This window comes from Pseudomonas sp. BS3767, from assembly GCF_900099665.1.
In the GTDB taxonomy this organism is placed as follows: domain Bacteria; phylum Pseudomonadota; class Gammaproteobacteria; order Pseudomonadales; family Pseudomonadaceae; genus Aquipseudomonas; species Aquipseudomonas cerasi.
Genome location: NZ_FNCX01000001.1, coordinates 160601 through 178630, shown reverse-complemented (window position 1 = coordinate 178630; position 18030 = coordinate 160601). Strand labels below are relative to the sequence as shown.

The 18030-nt window shown below is 59.9% G+C and carries 11 protein-coding genes; 6 read left to right on the top strand and 5 right to left on the bottom strand.

Annotation, left to right across the window (positions count from 1 at the left end; translation table 11 throughout):
- Positions 1-3 precede the first annotated feature (3 nt).
- Genes BLR16_RS00790 through BLR16_RS00780 form a run of 3 tightly spaced genes read left to right on the top strand, consistent with a single transcriptional unit; the run spans position 4 to position 4447 of the window.
- A complete protein-coding gene (locus tag BLR16_RS00790) occupies positions 4-1611 on the top strand; it encodes a carboxyl transferase domain-containing protein (protein WP_074807565.1) in 1608 nt (535 codons plus the stop codon).
- Between the two features lie 14 nt (positions 1612-1625).
- Complete coding sequence (locus BLR16_RS00785) at positions 1626-2501, top strand: gamma-carboxygeranoyl-CoA hydratase (RefSeq protein ID WP_092194120.1); 876 nt, start codon at positions 1626-1628, stop codon at positions 2499-2501.
- The gene (locus BLR16_RS00780) at positions 2498-4447 is read left to right on the top strand and encodes an acetyl/propionyl/methylcrotonyl-CoA carboxylase subunit alpha (RefSeq protein WP_074807562.1); all 1950 of its coding nucleotides are present in this window, start codon (positions 2498-2500) and stop codon (positions 4445-4447) included. Before BLR16_RS00785 ends, BLR16_RS00780 begins: the two co-directional genes overlap by 4 nt.
- A gap of 82 nt (positions 4448-4529) precedes the next feature.
- Here BLR16_RS00780 and nfuA read toward each other — a convergent pair whose 3' ends face one another.
- The 3 genes from nfuA to BLR16_RS00765 form a co-directional block, all read right to left on the bottom strand.
- Entirely contained in the window at positions 4530-5123 is a 594-nt protein-coding gene (gene nfuA / locus BLR16_RS00775; RefSeq protein WP_002553665.1) for a Fe-S biogenesis protein NfuA, read from the bottom strand.
- 70 nt (positions 5124-5193) lie between these two features.
- Positions 5194-6216, bottom strand: coding sequence for an acyltransferase family protein (locus BLR16_RS00770; RefSeq protein ID WP_003369396.1), 1023 nt, complete (start codon positions 6214-6216; stop codon positions 5194-5196).
- A gap of 180 nt (positions 6217-6396) precedes the next feature.
- Entirely contained in the window at positions 6397-8709 is a 2313-nt protein-coding gene (locus BLR16_RS00765; RefSeq protein ID WP_074807559.1) for a fatty acid cis/trans isomerase, read from the bottom strand.
- Between the two features lie 157 nt (positions 8710-8866).
- On the opposite strand from BLR16_RS00765, the gene metH reads away from it, so the two are divergent.
- Complete coding sequence (gene metH / locus BLR16_RS00760) at positions 8867-12586, top strand: methionine synthase (RefSeq protein ID WP_074807556.1); 3720 nt, start codon at positions 8867-8869, stop codon at positions 12584-12586.
- A gap of 11 nt (positions 12587-12597) precedes the next feature.
- On the opposite strand, the gene BLR16_RS00755 is transcribed toward metH, so the two are convergent.
- Positions 12598-13698: an ABC transporter substrate-binding protein gene (locus BLR16_RS00755; RefSeq protein WP_074807553.1), complete on the bottom strand. Its 1101-nt coding sequence runs from the start codon at positions 13696-13698 to the stop codon at positions 12598-12600.
- 553 nt (positions 13699-14251) lie between these two features.
- Between BLR16_RS00755 and BLR16_RS00750 the strand changes: the two genes are divergently transcribed.
- Both BLR16_RS00750 and BLR16_RS00745 read left to right on the top strand, forming a co-directional pair.
- Positions 14252-15910 (top strand): nitrite/sulfite reductase, encoded by a 1659-nt coding sequence (locus tag BLR16_RS00750; protein ID WP_003369389.1) that lies wholly within the window; start codon positions 14252-14254, stop codon positions 15908-15910.
- Positions 15894-16388 carry a DUF934 domain-containing protein gene (locus BLR16_RS00745; protein WP_003369387.1) on the top strand — a complete coding sequence of 165 codons (495 nt, stop codon included), beginning with the start codon at positions 15894-15896 and terminating at the stop codon, positions 16386-16388. The genes BLR16_RS00750 and BLR16_RS00745 overlap by 17 nt, the downstream gene beginning before the upstream one ends.
- A 462-nt stretch (positions 16389-16850) precedes the next feature.
- Here the strand turns inward: BLR16_RS00745 and sohB are convergent, their stop codons facing one another.
- Positions 16851-17873, bottom strand: a complete 1023-nt coding sequence (sohB, locus tag BLR16_RS00740) for a protease SohB (RefSeq protein WP_003369385.1) — start codon at positions 17871-17873, stop codon at positions 16851-16853.
- Positions 17874-18030: the final 157 nt, after the last annotated feature.

Here is an 18030-nt window from a genome sequence, read left to right as displayed (position 1 = left end):
ACCATGACCATCCTGCAGACCCGAATCAACACCCGCTCGCCCGAATTCATCCTCAATCGCGACGCCCTGCTCAAGCAGGTCGAAGCACTGCGCTCGCTGTTGAGCAACGTCCAGCAAGGGGGCGGCCGCAAAGCCCAGGAGCGTCACACTTCACGCGGCAAGTTGCTGCCGCGCGAGCGTATCAACCGCTTGCTGGACACCGGCTCGCCGTTTCTGGAAATCGGCCAACTGGCTGCGCATGAGGTGTACGGCGAAGAGGTGCCGGCCGCTGGCGTGATCGCCGGAATCGGCCGGGTCGAGGGCGTCGAATGTATGATCATCGCCAACGATGCCACGGTCAAAGGCGGCTCCTATTACCCGCTGACCGTCAAAAAGCATTTACGCGCACAAACGATCGCCCAGCAGAACCGCCTGCCATGCATCTATCTGGTGGACTCAGGCGGCGCCAACCTGCCACGTCAGGATGAGGTGTTTCCGGATCGCGAACATTTCGGACGGATATTCTTCAATCAAGCCAACATGAGTGCACAAGGAATTGCCCAGATCGCGGTGGTCATGGGCTCCTGCACCGCCGGTGGCGCATACGTACCGGCTATGGCCGACGAGGCGATCATGGTCCGCCAGCAGGCCACGATCTTCCTGGCCGGCCCGCCACTGGTCAAGGCAGCGACCGGCGAAGTGGTCAGCGCCGAAGAGCTGGGTGGTGCCGATGTGCACTGCCGCACGTCCGGTGTGGCCGACCACTACGCGGACAACGACGATCACGCACTTGCATTGGCGCGACGCAGCATCGCCAATCTGAACTGGCGCAAGCAGGGTCAACTGAACACGGTCGCGCCCATTGCACCGCTGTACCCCGGCGATGACCTGTACGGCATCATCCCCGTCGACACAAAACAGCCCTTCGATGTACGGGAAGTCATCGCACGCCTGGTGGACGGCTCAGTACTCGACGAATTCAAGGCCCTGTTCGGCACCACGCTGGTGTGTGGCTTCGCGCGTCTGCACGGCTACCCGATCGCGATTCTCGCCAACAATGGCATCCTGTTCGCAGAAGCAGCCCAGAAAGGCGCGCACTTCATCGAGCTCGCTTGCCAGAGAGGCATCCCCCTGCTGTTCCTGCAGAACATCACCGGCTTCATGGTCGGCCAGAAGTATGAAGCCGGCGGCATCGCCAAGCATGGCGCCAAGCTGGTGACCGCCGTGGCCTGCGCCAGGGTGCCGAAATTCACAGTGATCATTGGCGGCAGTTTCGGCGCAGGAAACTACGGCATGTGTGGCCGCGCTTACGACCCGCGCTTTCTATGGATGTGGCCCAACGCGCGGATCGGCGTGATGGGCGGCGAACAGGCTGCCGGCGTGCTGGTGCAGGTCAAGTGCGAACAGGCCGAACGGGCTGGCCAGGCGTTCAGCGCCGAACAGCAGGCCGAACTGAAGCAGCCGATTCTCGATCAGTACGAACATCAGGGTCATCCTTACCATTCCAGCGCCCGTCTGTGGGACGACGGGGTCATCGACCCGGCACAAACCCGCGACATTCTCGCGCTTGCCCTTTCCGCCTCGCTCAACGCGCCCATCGAACCTACCACTTTCGGCCTGTTCCGAATGTGAGCCGGGAAATGACCATGACTTCGACCTCCTTCGCAACCATAGAGCTGATCAACGACCCACGTGGCTTTGCCACGCTGTGGCTGAATCGACCAGACAAGAACAACGCCTTCAACGCGCAGATGATCCGCGAGCTGATTATCGCGCTGGAGCAGGTGCAAGGCGATGCCAGCCTGCGTTTCCTGCTGTTGCGCGGCCGTGGCCGGCATTTCAGTGCCGGTGCCGACCTGGCGTGGATGCAGCAGGCAGCAGACCTGGACTACAACACCAACCTGGATGACGCCCGCGAACTGGCAGAGCTGATGTACGGCCTCGCCAAGCTGAAAATCCCGACGCTCGCCGTGGTACAGGGCGCAGCATTCGGCGGTGCGCTGGGCCTGATCGGTTGCTGTGACATGGCCATTGCAGCGGTGGATGCGCAGTTCTGCCTGTCCGAAGTGCGCATCGGCCTGGCGCCAGCGGTCATCAGTCCTTTCGTGGTACAGGCCATCGGCGAACGCGCCACGCGACGCTACACCCTCACGGCCGAGCGCTTCGACGGCCAGCGGGCGCAGCAGATCGGTCTGGTCGCCGAGTGCTACCCGGGTGCAGAGCTGCAAGACCAAACGCAGCAATGGGTCGACAACCTGTTGCTCAACAGCCCGCAGGCCATGCGCGTCAGCAAGGAGCTGCTGCGCGAAGTCGGCAACGGTGAGCTGACCCCCGCGCTGCGTCGCTACTGTGAAAGCGCCATCGCGCGCATCCGTACCAGTGCCGAAGGACAGGAAGGCCTGCGCGCCTTCCTGCAAAAACGTACGCCCGGCTGGCAGCCAGTCAACCATCAGCCACCTGTCGATCCCGCTGCCGTAGCCTCGGCAGCCCGGCACGATCCACACAAGGACTCGCAGTCATGAGCACGCCCGAGTTGACCACGCTGCTGATTGCCAACCGCGGCGAGATTGCCTGCCGCATCATGCGCACGGCGAAAAACATGGGCCTCACCACGGTCGCCGTGCACAGCGCCATTGACCGTAACGCACGGCATAGCCGCGAGGCCGATATCTGCGTGGACCTTGGCGGCAGCAAGGCCGCAGAGAGTTATCTGGCGATAGACAAGCTTGTCGAAGCCGCCAGGGCGCGTGGCGCGCACGCGATCCATCCCGGCTACGGTTTTCTGTCTGAAAATGCCGATTTTGCGCGCGCCATCGAAAACGCCGGGCTGATTTTCCTCGGTCCACCCGCCTCGGCCATCGATGCTATGGGTAGCAAATCCGCCGCCAAGGCATTGATGGAACAGGCAGGCGTGCCTCTGGTGCCTGGCTACCACGGTGAAGCACAGGACATCGAAACATTCCGCGCTGCGGCCGAGCGCATCGGCTATCCGGTGCTGTTGAAAGCCACCGCAGGTGGCGGCGGCAAAGGCATGAAAGTGGTCGAGCACATTGGCGAACTGGCCGAAGCGCTGGCTTCCGCGCAACGCGAGGCGCTGTCCTCGTTCGGTGACGCGAGAATGCTGGTGGAGAAATACGTGCTCACCCCGCGCCACGTCGAGATACAGGTATTTGCCGACCGGCATGGCCACTGCCTGTACCTCAATGAGCGCGATTGCTCCATTCAACGCCGACACCAGAAGGTCGTCGAGGAAGCACCAGCGCCCGGCCTGACAGCTACATTGCGCAAAGCCATGGGCGAAGCCGCAGTGAAAGCCGCGCAAGCCATCGGCTACGTGGGTGCAGGTACAGTCGAGTTCCTTCTGGACGCACGCGGCGAGTTTTTCTTCATGGAAATGAATACCCGCCTGCAGGTGGAACACCCGGTCACCGAGTACATCACGGGGCTGGACCTGGTGGAATGGCAGATCCGCGTCGCCAGAGGCGAATCGCTGCCCATCACCCAGGAGCAGGTGCCCCTGACCGGCCACGCCATCGAAGTCCGTCTATACGCCGAAGACCCGGCCAACGACTTTCTCCCGGCAACCGGCGCCCTGGAGCTCTACAGAGAGCCTGCACCCGGCCCCGGCAGGCGGGTGGACAGCGGCGTTGCCGAGGGCGATAACATTTCGCCCTTCTACGACCCGATGCTCGGCAAGCTGATTGCCTGGGGTGAAGACCGCGAGCAAGCCCGTCTGCGCCTGCTGGCCATGCTCGATGAGTTTGCCGTGGGCGGAGTTCGGACCAACCTGGCGTTTCTGCGCAGAATCATCGCGCATCCAGCGTTCGCCGCCGCGCAGCTTGATACCGGCTTCATTCCCCGCTATCAGACGCAACTGCTGCCGCAAATCGATGAGCCGGACGAGACATTCTGGCAGGCCGCCGCCGAGGCCTTCAGCCAGAGCGAACCGGCACGCATCGATCGAGCCGATCCGTATTCGCCCTGGGCAGTCGGCAGCGGCTTTCGCGCCGGCCTGCCCGCGCAGACGGATCTGCGACTGAGCTGCAACGGTCAGACCCGCAACACCAGCCTGCACAACAGCAGTCCGTCGTTATTCACTCTGAGTGACGAGCATCTGCAGGTCGAGCACAACGGTATGCGCCAACGACACCTGGCGATACGGCGCGGCAATACGCTGTACCTCGAATGGCAAGACGAGCTGCACAGCGTCATCCGGCTGGACGCCATCGCTCAGGCAGACGTCGGTGACGGTCAGCATGCAGGCCTGACGGCACCGATGAATGGCAGCATCGTGCGGGTATTGGTTGAAGTGGGTCAGGCTGTCGAATCTGGTGCGCAACTGGTGGTGCTGGAAGCCATGAAGATGGAACACAGCATCCGCGCCGCCAGCGCCGGGGTGATTACCGCGCTTTACTGTCATGAGGGCGAGATGGTCAACGAAGGCGCGATACTGGTGGAGCTGGACTGACGCTCGTCAACCGCCGCACATGAAAACGCCCTGAACAGTCAGGGCGTTTTCGTGCAGCAACTTCCTTGCCAAAAAGAGCCGCTTAGTAGTAGGCGTTTTCTTTCTGCGTATGGTCGGTAACATCGCGAACGCCCGACAGCTCGGGAATACGCTCAAGCAGTGTGCGCTCGATACCTTCCTTCAGCGTGACATCGGCCTGACCACAGCCCTGGCAACCGCCACCGAACTGCAGCACGGCGATATTCTTCGCCTCTTCCTCGACCACGTCGATCAGCGTGACCTGACCGCCATGGCTGGCGAGGCCCGGATTGATCTCGGTTTGCAGGTAGTAATTGATACGCTCGTTGATCGGGCTGTCGGCATTGACCATCGGCACTTTGGCGTTCGGCGCCTTGATGGTCAGCTGGCCGCCCATCCGGTCGGTGGCGTAGTCGACCACTGCATCGTCCAGAAAGGCCTCGCTGAAGCCGTCGATCCAGGCCGTGAAGCTCTTCAGGCCGATGGCCTTGTCTTCCGGTTTTTCTTCACCCGGCTTGCAGTAGGCAATGCAGGTTTCGGCGTACTGAGTGCCGGGCTGGGTGATAAATACGCGGATGCCAATGCCCGGGGTATTCTGCTTTTCCAGCAGATCGGCCAGATAATCGTGGGCGGCATCGGTAATAGTGATAGCGGTCATGAAAATTCCTCGCAGACGTGCGTGCAGTTTACGCCAATCGGCCGCTTCACACAAAGTCCTAGTATTTTTGTCAGGTTAATGCCTGCGCCTGACCGAGCGCCCGGCGTCCATCCAGCCAGGCTTTCATCCGGCGGTAGAGGCCCTTCTCGATCCACTCATAACTGACCCAGGCACCGATGGCGATGATCGGCACGCAGAACGCGAAAACCACATAGGGGCTGAGGCCAAAGCGCTGCGCCATCAGCAAGCCGCCGTACAGCACCAAAACGTGCAGCAGGTACACCGAATAAGAGCAGTCACCCAACACCTTGAGCAGGCGATTGCCCTGGAAATACGGTTCCAGCGAGATGCACGACAGCACGATCAAGGCACTCGGCAGGCCCCAATTGAGCAGGCGCTGCTCGTTGGTCAGGTTATTGATCGCATACAGCCCGACCGCAATGCCTGCCATCGGCAGCCACAGCGCCGGTTTGATCCAGCCACGGCGATAGAGGATGCCGATGCCGATACCCAGCAGGAATTCGTAAATGATGTCGTTGCCGTAGAAGCGGCTGATCAGCCCGGCGCGAGCCAGAACCTCACTGACCGCAAACAGCGCTGCGGCAATGATCAGCGGCCGGTGACGCTGTTGGAAGAGGAACACCATCGAGAACAGCAGGTAGAAAAACATCTCATAGTTGAGCGTCCAGCCAACGTTGAGCGTCGGGTAGAGACCATAACCACCGGGGTTTTCGGAAGGAATGAAGACCAGTGACAAGAGGAAGTTCTGCCACCCGATGACCTGATGCGGGAGCATCGGCGCTGCAATCAGCAGCAGCAACGCCATGGCGGCGGTGTACAGCCAATAGGCCGGAACGATGCGAATCAGACGATGCAGAATAAAGCGCCGTGCTGGCATGTCGCTGTTCTGCGTCGACAAGAAGATGACCAGACCACTGATGACGAAGAAGATATCGACGCCGACCGCACCCTTTGACACAAAGAACTGCCCTACCGGACCACTGGCCTTGAAATCGAAAAAAATCTGCATGAAGTGATGACACACCACGACCCACGCTGCGAACGCCCGTAGGGCCTGAACTGAAATCAACATCACTAAAAACCTCTACTTCCTGACTTTCAATCATGAGCCGCTGAATAAACCGGGCTATGACGCGCACCATTTCGGACCACCTTTTTGAAAAAAAGGTCGCGCAAGATACATTTCGTTCAGGAAGTAAAGATGGCCGCAGGCCATGTTGCACAAGGGCCTGCGGCGTGAAGCCCCGGTTTTTCAGAGGTTCTCGTAGCGATTCATGTCCAGCACGCCCGCTTCGCGTGGTTCAGTTTCCTGAACGTAGCGATTCAGATCGTGGAAGTAACTCCAGAACAGTGGATGAGTACGACGGATGCCCCAACGCTGGACGATTTGTTCGAAACTCGCCTGATCCTTGCTCTGCTGCATGGCATCGACAAAGGCCGGCACCTGTGCGACCGGAATATTGAAGATGAAATTCGGATAACTGCTGAGCACGCCCGGGTAGACAGTCAGTGTGTCCAGGCCCGGAATATAGCGGTACGACTCGCCCAGCAGAAACGCGACATTACTGTGCGCGCGGTTGCGCAACATACTGTAGATCACGCGCTTGCCATTGCCGCCCTCGATGCGCAGCATGCTCGCTTCCGGCAACTGATCGATGACCTTCAGACCCGCAGCAGGACGCGACGTCAATCGGCTCAGCGCCTGTTCTGCCTGGGCAAAGCTGCTGTCGAGGCCAGGCCGCGAGCAATACGCCCCGGTGCAGCGGTTGATCGGGTCAGGTGCGGCATTCAAAGTGCCGAAGCGCTCGATCAGCCTGGACGCAAAGTCACGCTTTGCGGCCTTTTCATCGAGCTTGATGCCAGTCGGCGTATCGTCGTCGATCTTCTGGTAATCCAGCCACATCTTGATTTTGCCGCCCTCCTGATAAAGATCACTGAGCATGTCTTCACGCAGGTCGGCAGGCATCAGGCGCAGGAAATTGATCTCGGCACCGTTGCGGATCAAATCGAAATACAGCCGCGTCTGGGCTTGATGTGAAACATTGCCATAGACATCGAAGTTCACCGCCAACTGATAATAGGTGCGCTCCAGCAGCGGGTAGTCGAACAGCCACATGGAGTGCGGCACGTCGCCAATCAGCCCTTTATTGACCGACGCACTGTCGAAATGGCGGAAAACGGTCAGCAAGGCATTGTCATTGCCTGCCCACAGCGTGCTCCAGCCCGGCGCTGGCATTTTCGCGTAACTGTCGCGGCGCAGGTTTTCATACTCATTGCGCCGGTCGCGGTAGGACAGCCACAGGCTCAGCACGCTGCCCACGTCATCGTTCTGCCCCGGCATGGCCAGCAATGGCGTGGCCTCCCCGCGATACGTCGCATCGGTGATGTAGCGATCGTGCGACGGGTCCTGGAACAGCACCCAGAACTGATCGCGAATCACGTCTGTGGCGATCTGCCCGCGACAGACCGGCCCGCGAATGAACGTGCGAACGAAATACTCGGCGTTGTCGAGCATGAACTGATAACGCGCCACCGCAGGGATGGCTTCGAAGGTCAGAAACGGATTGGCACGATGGCCAGGGCCGTAACCCGGCAATGCGCTGACTTTCCAGTCGGCCCCATAGAACAACTGCCTGACCCGCGCCAGTTTCTGCGGGCTCATGGCGTAGGTAATGTGGGTCTTGTGAACGATCACACCTTGCACGGGGATCAACCGGTAATAGAAGTCGCTGCCCGGATCGTCGTCGGGACGACGGGTAGCGATCAGGTCCACAGGTTTGCCGCTCGGAGTTCGCGAGCGCACCCACTGGAAGAAGTGCCCCGCCTCACCGCCTTCGAAATAGATGTGCGCCAGGAACAGATGCTCGAACAGCCAGCGACCGACCAGCGCCTGATTCGCGCCAGGTTCGTTGAGCTGCGCCTCCCAGGCATTGATCTGCGCGGCCTCGGTGACACTCGGGGTAATGGTCTGCTGCTCGACCGGCGCACCGGCGGCCAGCCAGCGCTGCAGGGTCTGGTATTCGGCATCGGTCAGTCCGGCGACCGCCAGCGGCATGCCCTGTTGCGCGTGGGCAGCCGCATAGGCATTGAATTCGCCGGGCAGCGGGCAGACGTTTTCCCGATTGATCCCCAGGGCGATGTCATCCGGAATCCTGCTGTTGGCTGGCAAAGGTGCGCTGCGGCCCAGATCAAGCATGCGCGTCATCAATGCCGCCTGACTGCCCTGGGCTTCCAGTACTGAATAGAAGCCCTTGCCGCGCCACGCGTCGGTATCACGTGCATCATAAAACAGACGCGTCGGCGCAACCGCCTCGCTGCGTTCGCCCTGATAGACAGGGACTTTGCTGGCGCCACGGCTCACACCTTCGCCACTGCCCAGATTCAACTGGCAGGGAGCGTCATTGCAGGCGTGGCAGGCAACGCACTTCTCGGTGAGGATCGGCTGGATGTCCTTCACATAGGAAATCGCCGGGGATGCCGGTATGACGGGGGGTGCAGGAGTCTGAGCCTTGGCAGCACAGCAGATAAAAAGCAAGGCGACGCTTGCCAACAAACGGTGCGGCATATCCCGTGGGCTCTGATATTAAAATGGCATAATTCTACAAGGGCATCACTCGCTCCAACATGAATGATTTTCATGCAAAAGGCGCAACAACACCAAAACCGTTCCGGTTTGCTATCATCCCGTTCTTTAAAGAATCGACCTTCTCAAGGTAGCCCCCATGTCTGACCGCAGCGCCCGCCATCAAGCCTTTCTCACTGCTCTGAAACAGCGGATCCTGATCCTCGATGGCGGCATGGGCACCATGATCCAGAGCTACAGGCTCGAAGAACAGGATTACCGCGGCAAGCGTTTCGCCGACTGGCCCAGCGATGTCAAAGGCAACAACGACCTGTTGATCCTGACCCGCCCTGACGTGATCGGCGCCATTGAGAAGGCTTATCTGGATGCCGGTGCCGACATCCTCGAAACCAACACATTCAACGCCACCCAGGTGTCTCAGGCCGATTACGGCATGGAATCGATCGTCTACGAGCTGAACGTCGAAGGCGCACGCCTGGCGCGCAAGGTCGCAGACGCCAAGACACTGGAAACCCCGGACAAGCCGCGTTTCGTGGCGGGCGTGCTGGGCCCTACCAGCCGCACCTGTTCGCTGTCGCCGGACGTCAACAACCCCGGCTATCGCAATGTGACCTTCGACGAACTGGTCGAGAACTACACCGAAGCGACCAAGGGGCTGATCGAGGGCGGTGCCGACCTGATCCTGATCGAGACCATTTTCGACACACTCAACGCCAAGGCGGCGATCTTTGCCGTACAGGGTGTATTCGAAGAAGTGGGCTTTGAATTGCCAATCATGATCTCCGGAACCATCACCGATGCCTCGGGGCGCACCCTGTCCGGCCAGACCACCGAAGCGTTCTGGAACTCGATCAGTCATGCCAAACCGATCTCGGTCGGCCTGAACTGCGCACTGGGCGCGAGCGAACTGCGCCCCTACCTGCAAGAGCTGGCCAATAAAGCCAACACCCATGTGTCCGCGCACCCCAACGCCGGCTTGCCGAATGCATTTGGCGAATACGACGAACTGCCGAGCCAGACGGCGAAGATCATCGAAGAGTTCGCCCAGAGCGGCTTCCTGAACATCGTCGGCGGCTGCTGCGGTACCACCCCGGCGCACATCAAGGCGATTGCCGAGGCGGTTTCCGGTTACGCGCCGCGGGAAATTCCGGACATCCCCAAGGCCTGCCGCCTGTCGGGCCTCGAACCGTTCACCATCGATCGCCAGTCGCTGTTCGTCAACGTCGGCGAGCGTACCAACATCACCGGCTCTGCCCGCTTCGCCCGCCTGATCCGTGAAGACAACTACACCGAAGCCCTGGAAGTCGCCCTGCAGCAGGTCGAAGCCGGCGCCCAGGTGATCGATATCAACATGGACGAAGGGATGCTCGACTCGAAGAAGGCCATGGTGACCTTCCTCAACCTCATCGCAGGTGAGCCGGACATCTCCCGCGTACCGATCATGATCGACTCCTCGAAGTGGGAAGTGATCGAGGCCGGCCTCAAGTGCATCCAGGGCAAGGGCATCGTCAACTCCATCAGCATGAAGGAAGGCGTCGAGCAGTTCATTCATCACGCGCGGCTGTGCAAGCGATACGGCGCGGCCGTGGTGGTCATGGCCTTCGACGAACAGGGTCAGGCCGATACCGAGGCGCGCAAGAAGGAAATCTGCAAACGCTCCTACGACATTCTGGTCAACGAAGTGGGCTTCCCGCCGGAAGACATCATCTTCGACCCGAACATCTTCGCCATCGCCACCGGTATCGAAGAACACAACAACTACGCCGTGGACTTCATCAACGCCTGCGCCTACATCCGTGACGAGCTACCGTATGCGCTGACCTCGGGTGGCGTGTCCAACGTGTCGTTCTCGTTCCGTGGCAACAACCCGGTGCGTGAAGCGATCCACTCGGTGTTCCTGCTGCATGCAATCCGCAATGGCCTTAGCATGGGCATCGTCAACGCCGGGCAGCTGGAAATCTACGACCAGATTCCCGCTGAACTGCGTAACTGCGTCGAAGACGTAGTGCTCAACCGCAATCCCGAGGGCACGGATGCGTTGCTGGCAATTGCCGACAAGTTCAAGGGTGATGGCAGCGTCAAGGAGGCCGAAACCGAGGAATGGCGCAGCTGGCCGGTCAATCAGCGTCTGGAGCACGCGCTGGTCAAGGGCATCACCACGCACATCGTCCAGGACACCGAAGAGTCGCGCCTGGCATTCACCCGCCCTATCGAAGTGATCGAGGGCCCGCTGATGGCGGGCATGAACGTGGTCGGTGACCTGTTTGGCGCAGGCAAGATGTTCCTGCCTCAGGTGGTCAAGTCCGCGCGCGTGATGAAGCAGGCAGTGGCGCACCTGATTCCGTTCATCGAGCTGGAAAAGGGCGACAAGCCCGAAGCCAAGGGCAAAATCCTGATGGCCACCGTCAAGGGCGACGTGCATGACATCGGCAAGAACATCGTCGGCGTAGTACTGGGCTGTAACGGCTACGACATTGTCGACCTGGGCGTGATGGTGCCTGCAGAGAAAATCCTGCAAGTGGCCCGCGACGAGAAATGCGACATTATCGGCCTGTCCGGCCTGATCACGCCGTCACTGGACGAAATGGTCCATGTCGCCAGAGAGATGCAGCGCCAGGACTTCCACCTGCCATTGATGATCGGCGGCGCGACCACGTCCAAGGCGCACACGGCGGTGAAGATCGAGCCTAAATACAGCAATGACGCAGTAATCTACGTCACCGATGCTTCCCGAGCGGTCGGCGTCGCGACCCAGTTGCTGTCGAAAGAGCTGAAGCCGGCCTTTATTGAAAAGACCCGACTCGAATACGTCGAAGTGCGTGAGCGCACCTCGGCACGCAGCGCGCGCACCGAACGCCTGAGCTACGGTGCTGCGGTGGCCAAAAAGCCGCAGTTCGACTGGGAAAACTACACCCCTGCCCAACCGACGTTCACCGGCACCCGGGTGCTGCAGGATATCGATCTGAACGTGCTGGCCGAGTACATCGACTGGACGCCGTTCTTCATTTCCTGGGATCTGGCTGGCAAGTTCCCGCGCATCCTCACCGACGAAGTGGTCGGTGAAGCGGCCACTGCGCTGTATGCTGACGCCACGCAGATGCTGCGCAAGCTGATCGACGAGAATCTGATCAGCGCCCGCGCGGTATTCGGCTTCTGGCCAGCCAATCAGGTCAATGACGATGATCTGGAAGTCTATGGCGACGACGGCAAGCCGCTGGCCAGGCTGCATCACCTGCGCCAGCAGACCATCAAGCCCGACGGCAAGCCGAACTTCTCGCTGGCCGACTTCGTTGCACCAAAGGACAGCGGCCTGACCGACTACATCGGCGGGTTCATCGCCACTGCCGGCATCGGCGCCGAGGAAGTCGCCAAGGCTTATCAGGACAAGGGCGACGATTACAACTCGATCATGGTCAAGGCGCTTGCCGATCGTCTCGCCGAAGCCTGCGCCGAGTGGCTGCACCAGCAGGTGCGTAAGGAATACTGGGGTTATGCGCAGGACGAAGCGCTGGACAACGAAGCGCTGATCAAGGAGCAATACATGGGCATCCGCCCGGCGCCGGGCTACCCGGCCTGCCCCGATCACACGGAAAAGGGCACCCTGTTCGCCCTGCTCGATCCACTGCCGGAAGGCAGCGCCGAACATACCGCAGGCAAGAGCGGCGTGTTCCTGACCGAGCACTATGCGATGTTCCCGGCTGCAGCGGTCAGCGGCTGGTATTTCGCCCACCCCCAGGCGCAGTATTTTGCAGTGGGCAAGGTCGACAAGGATCAGGTCGAAAGCTACACCGCCCGCAAGGGTCAGGACCTGAGCGTCACCGAACGCTGGCTGGCACCCAACCTGGGCTACGACGAGTAACGCCTGACCGGTTATCTGCCGCCTGAGTGGTCAGGCGGCAACATGCCTTTCAGCGAAAATGGCGACGCTTCGCCAGAAGTTTCCATATTGAATGCCTGGATATCGAGCCGGTAATGCTCGTCCCGGGTGGCATCCAGAAAGCGCTGCGCATCCTGTGGCTCGACCACGTGAATCACATCAATGATTCGTGTGCCGATCTGTTGCCGGGCCTGCCATTGAGCAGTGTCATAGTGGTGCAGGAGAATGATGGCCCACCCGCCCAGGGTGAAATGCCCTGAAGCCACGACACTCAGGCTGCCATTGAGCTGTGCCCGCAGTGAAAGCGACGTGCCGTTGATCGCACTGAACAGTACGTCCTGCCCCGGCTTGCCGCCGCTCTCGCGCAATGCATCCATCGCACCGAACGCCATTTGCTCGTTGGCAGCCCACACCAAGCGTGTCTGCGGATAGCGCTTGAACAGCACGCGCGCCTGCTCGAGCGCGCGATCACGGCGCCAGCCACCCAGCGCAATCTGCCGTAGATGCACCTCTGGGTGCTCTGACAAGGCACGCAGCATGCCTTTTTCACGCAGCAGGGAAACGGGCGTGGTGTTGGTCCCGGAAAACGCGAGCATGTCGAGGACCTGACCGTCTGCGCCAGGCGCCGCGAGGCTGATAAGCCGCTTTGCCGTCAGATAGCCGCCCTGTTCATCGTTGCCCACCAGGCTGCCGATGAAGTCCGGATAACGCGATGGCAGATCACCGAGAATCCGAATCTGGTCCTCGGTCAGCGTATTGTTGACGGCAAACAGCTTGACCCCGCTGCCCACGGACATACGCAGGACTTCAGGGGCGATATTCAACTCATTGGAAAACAACAGGTAATCCGGGCGCTCATCCCCTTGCAGCGCCGCTCGCGCCAGATCGAGCAACTTGCGAGTGTCGCGCTCGGTATAGAGTATTTTCAGTGACATGCCAGTGGTGTCGGCAGCCGTCTGCATGACCCGGGAGTAACTCTGCCAATAGCCATCGGATGGTGCGCCGGGGTTCAGAAATACCACCGAGGCGGCATGTGTCGCCCCGCCCCAGAGACAACTGCACAGTAACAGCCAGCCAGCATGTAACGCCTTCATATCAACGAACCTTGAAGCAGCAGGGATTTAGCACTACGAGCGTGTTATCGGCTGCGGCAGCAAGGTTCTGGAGACTCCGGCAGATTCTTTATCAGCCCTTCACTGGCTGCTGGCCCAGAACATCGCTGCGCCTACCGCCAGAATGACAATGAATAAAATGGCCCAGGTGTCCACGGATCTGCCTGGCTTGGCTACTTTCGGGTGCTTGCTCATCGCATCGCCTCTTGTCGGTCTTGTGGGTGATTGCACATGAATAGGAGTGTTCCGACACCTGCTCGGCATCGGTCAACGTTCAGTTAAGTCGAGTCTTGCCCACACGGCAAGCAGGGATATGCACGGACGCGGTTTTGCTTATCGCTTTTAGTGATTTGCATATATATAAACATCACTTTTATCGATAACTGCAAACTGCTATCGTCGCCTTCGCTCCCCAGGGAGTGCGCGGCCGTGCGCGCAGAATTGACCAGATGAAGCAGGAAACAACGAGCAGCGGGCTTTTTTCAGACTGACGCCACTGCCCTGCTTCATGACGAAGCCTGAGAACAGGACCTATATGTACGTATACGACGATTACGATCAGAAGATCATCGAGGACCGCGTCAAGCAGTTCCGGGATCAGACCCGACGCTACCTGGCCGGGGAACTGAGCGAAGAAGAGTTTCGACCGTTGCGCCTGCAAAACGGTCTTTATGTTCAGCGCTTCGCGCCCATGCTGCGCGTGGCCGTTCCATACGGTCAGCTGACCTCGCGCCAGGCGCGCATGATGGCGAAAATCGCGCGCGATTATGATAAAGGCTACGCGCACATCAGTACCCGCCAGAACGTACAGTTCAACTGGCCTGCGCTTGAAGATGTTCCCGATATTCTCGCTGAACTGGCGACCGTGCAGATGCACGCTATCCAGACCAGTGGCAACTGCCTGCGCAACGTCACCACCGACCAGTTTGCCGGTGTGGCGGCAGACGAACTGGTAGACCCGCGCCCATGGTGCGAGATCGTCCGTCAGTGGACCACTTTCCACCCCGAATTCGCTTACCTGCCGCGCAAGTTCAAGATCGCGATCAACGGCTCGACCAGTGACCGTGCAGCCATCGAAGTGCATGACATCGGCCTCGAGCCATTGCGCAACGAAGCGGGCGAACTGGGCTTCCGTGTTCTGGTGGGTGGCGGCCTTGGCCGTACTCCTGTCGTCGGTGCCTTCATCAATGAGTTCCTGCCGTGGCAGGACCTGCTGAGCTACCTCGACGCCATCCTGCGGGTCTACAACCGCTATGGCCGTCGCGACAACAAGTACAAGGCGCGAATCAAGATTCTGGTCAAGGCGCTGACCCCTGAAGTGTTCGCCGCCAAGGTCGACGCTGAAATGGCGCACCTGCGCGGCGGTCAGACCACCCTGACCGAAGCCGAAGTGCAGCGCGTTTCCCGCCACTTCGTCGACCCGCAATACAAGACCCTCAGCGATCAGCACGCCGAACTGGCAGCGCTGGACGCTCAGCACCCCGGCTTCGCTCGCTGGCGTCAACGCAATGTGCTGGCGCACAAGAAGCCCGGCTACATTGCCGTGACCCTGTCGCTCAAGCCAACCGGCGTCGCCCCGGGCGATGTGACCGACAAGCAACTGGACGCCATTGCCGACCTGGCCGATCGCTACAGCTTCGGTCAACTGCGCACTTCTCACGAGCAGAACATCATTCTTGCCGATGTCGAGCAGAGTGAGCTGTTCACGCTGTGGAACGAGCTGCGCGACAATGGTTTCGCCACGCCGAACATTGGCCTTCTGACCGACATCATCTGCTGCCCGGGCGGTGATTTCTGCTCGCTGGCCAATGCCAAGTCGATCCCGATCGCCGAATCCATCCAGCGTCGTTTCGACGATCTGGACTACCTGTTCGATATCGGCGAGCTGGACCTGAATATCTCCGGCTGCATGAACGCCTGCGGCCACCACCATGTCGGCCATATCGGCGTGCTGGGTGTGGATAAGAAAGGTGAAGAGTTTTATCAGGTCTCGCTCGGCGGCAGTGCCAGCCGTGATGCGAGCCTGGGCAAGATTCTCGGCCCTTCCTTTGCCCAGGAGGCGATGCCGGACGTGATCGAGAAGCTGATCGACGTCTACGTTGAAAAACGGACTGAAGACGAGCGTTTCATCGACACCTACCAACGTATTGGCATTGACCCTTTCAAGGAGCGCGTCTATGCAGCGAATCATTAAGAACAACGAAGTCATCGATGAAACCTGGCATCTGCTGCCCAAGGATACTGCCTTTGACAGCCTGTCGAACTGCGACGACCTGATCGTGCCGCTGGCGCTGTGGCGCGAACACGCGCATTCGCTGAAGGCACGTGACGGCGGTCTGGGTGTGTGGCTGGACAGCGATGAGGAAGCCGAGGAGATCGGCGAGGACGTCGACCAGTTTCAGGTCATCGCCTTGAATTTCCCGGCGTTCACTGACGGCCGCAGCTTTTCGAATGCGCGCCTGCTGCGTGATCGTTTTGGCTACAAGGGTGAATTGCGCGCCATCGGCGACGTGTTGCGTGATCAGTTGTTTTACATGCGCCGCTGTGGCTTCGATGCGTTTGCGGTGCGTGCCGACAAGGATCCATACGAGGCGCTGGAAGGCCTGAAGGACTTCTCGGTCACCTATCAGGCCGCGACCGACGAGCCGCTGCCGCTGTTCCGCCGCCGCTGATTCAGGCGACGTTGAGTCATCGCTCCGGTGTTCACCTAAGATGACTATCGTTCCCACGCTCCAGCGTGGGAGCGCAGTTCTGGACGCTTTGCGTCCTCGTTTGTGGCGCTGCGCGTCACAAAAGGGTTCTTCGATGCCAGGTAGATTCAGATAAGACTCAAGCCCCCTTTTCGCCTCTCGGCGCCCTACTTTGAGGGACCAAAGTAGGCAAAGTCCTCGCTCCTGTTTCCGGCCCGACTTCGTCGGGTTCCTTCGCCTGTCACTAACGTCGCACTCTGCGTCGTCAGTGCCATCGTGGTTGAAAAGCACTTTAAAGCAAGTGGCTAAAGCACGGCTTAGATACTAATGAAGATCGTGCCGACGCTCCGCGTCGGCATGCAGTTCGTGACGCTCTGCGTCACACAGCGGCTCTGTGATATCGGGTAACTTGAGGCTCGACTCAGGCCACCTTGCCATCCACACCTACCAGAACCGCTGCTGAGTCAAACGTCCCCACCACTTGGTGGCCAGTTGATCCGCTGAGGTGGCTGCCGCCATCCCCATGCGCTCTTGCAGGCTCTTGCGTTGCACGTAGTGCAGGTGGAACACGTCTGCATCCTTGGCACGCTCGGCCAGGTACTCGTCACTGGTCTTGAGTTCATCGACCAGCAGCTTGTCGACCGCCGCCATGCCCAGCCATACCTCGCCAGTCGCCACTTCGTCGATGGACAGTTGCGGGCGGTAGCTGGCAACGAAGTTCTTGAACAGGTCGTGGGTGATGTCCAGGTCCTGCTGGAATTTCTCGCGGCCCTTCTCGGTGTTTTCGCCAAACACGGTCAGGGTGCGCTTGTATTCACCCGCGGTCAGCACTTCGAAATCGATGTCGTGCTTCTTCAACAGGCGATTGACGTTGGGCAGTTGTGCCACCACACCAATGGACCCGAGGATGGCGAACGGTGCGCTGATGATCTTGTTGCCTATGCACGCCATCATGTAGCCGCCGCTGGCTGCGACCTTGTCGATGCACACGGTCAGCGGGATGCCCGCCTGACGAATGCGTGCCAGTTGCGAGGACGCCAGGCCGTAGCTGTGGACCATGCCGCCGCCGCTTTCCAGGCGCAGGACCACTTCATCCTTGTCGGTGGCCAGGGTCAGCAACGCGGTGATTTCATGACGCATGCTTTCAGTGGCCGATGCCTTGATGTCACCGTCGAAATCCAGCACGTAGACGCGGGCCTTGGGCTCGGCCTGCTTTTTCTCTTTCTTCAGCGCCTTGCCCTGCTCCTTGCGCAGCGTCTTGAGGCGCTCCTTGTCGAGTAATGATTGCTCAAGCCGTTCGCGCAGGCCCTTGTAGAAATCATTGAGCCGGGTGACCTGCAATTGACCGGAAGACTTGCGACGGCCTTTGCCACGCATGGACGCAATGGCAACCAGTACCACAACGATGGCGATCACCAGCGTCACGGTCTTGGCCAGAAAACTTGCGTAATCGACAACGAAATCCACGAATATCCCTCATTAGTGTCAGGCCCTTACCAATCAAGGGCTGTGATGAATGCAGCATACCGACGCCCTGTGCAGTGCACCAGCCAATGACCCGTTACAAACCATTAAAACGATGATTTCAAACGAGCGTATGTTTTTTCATTGACAGTCCCCCGGC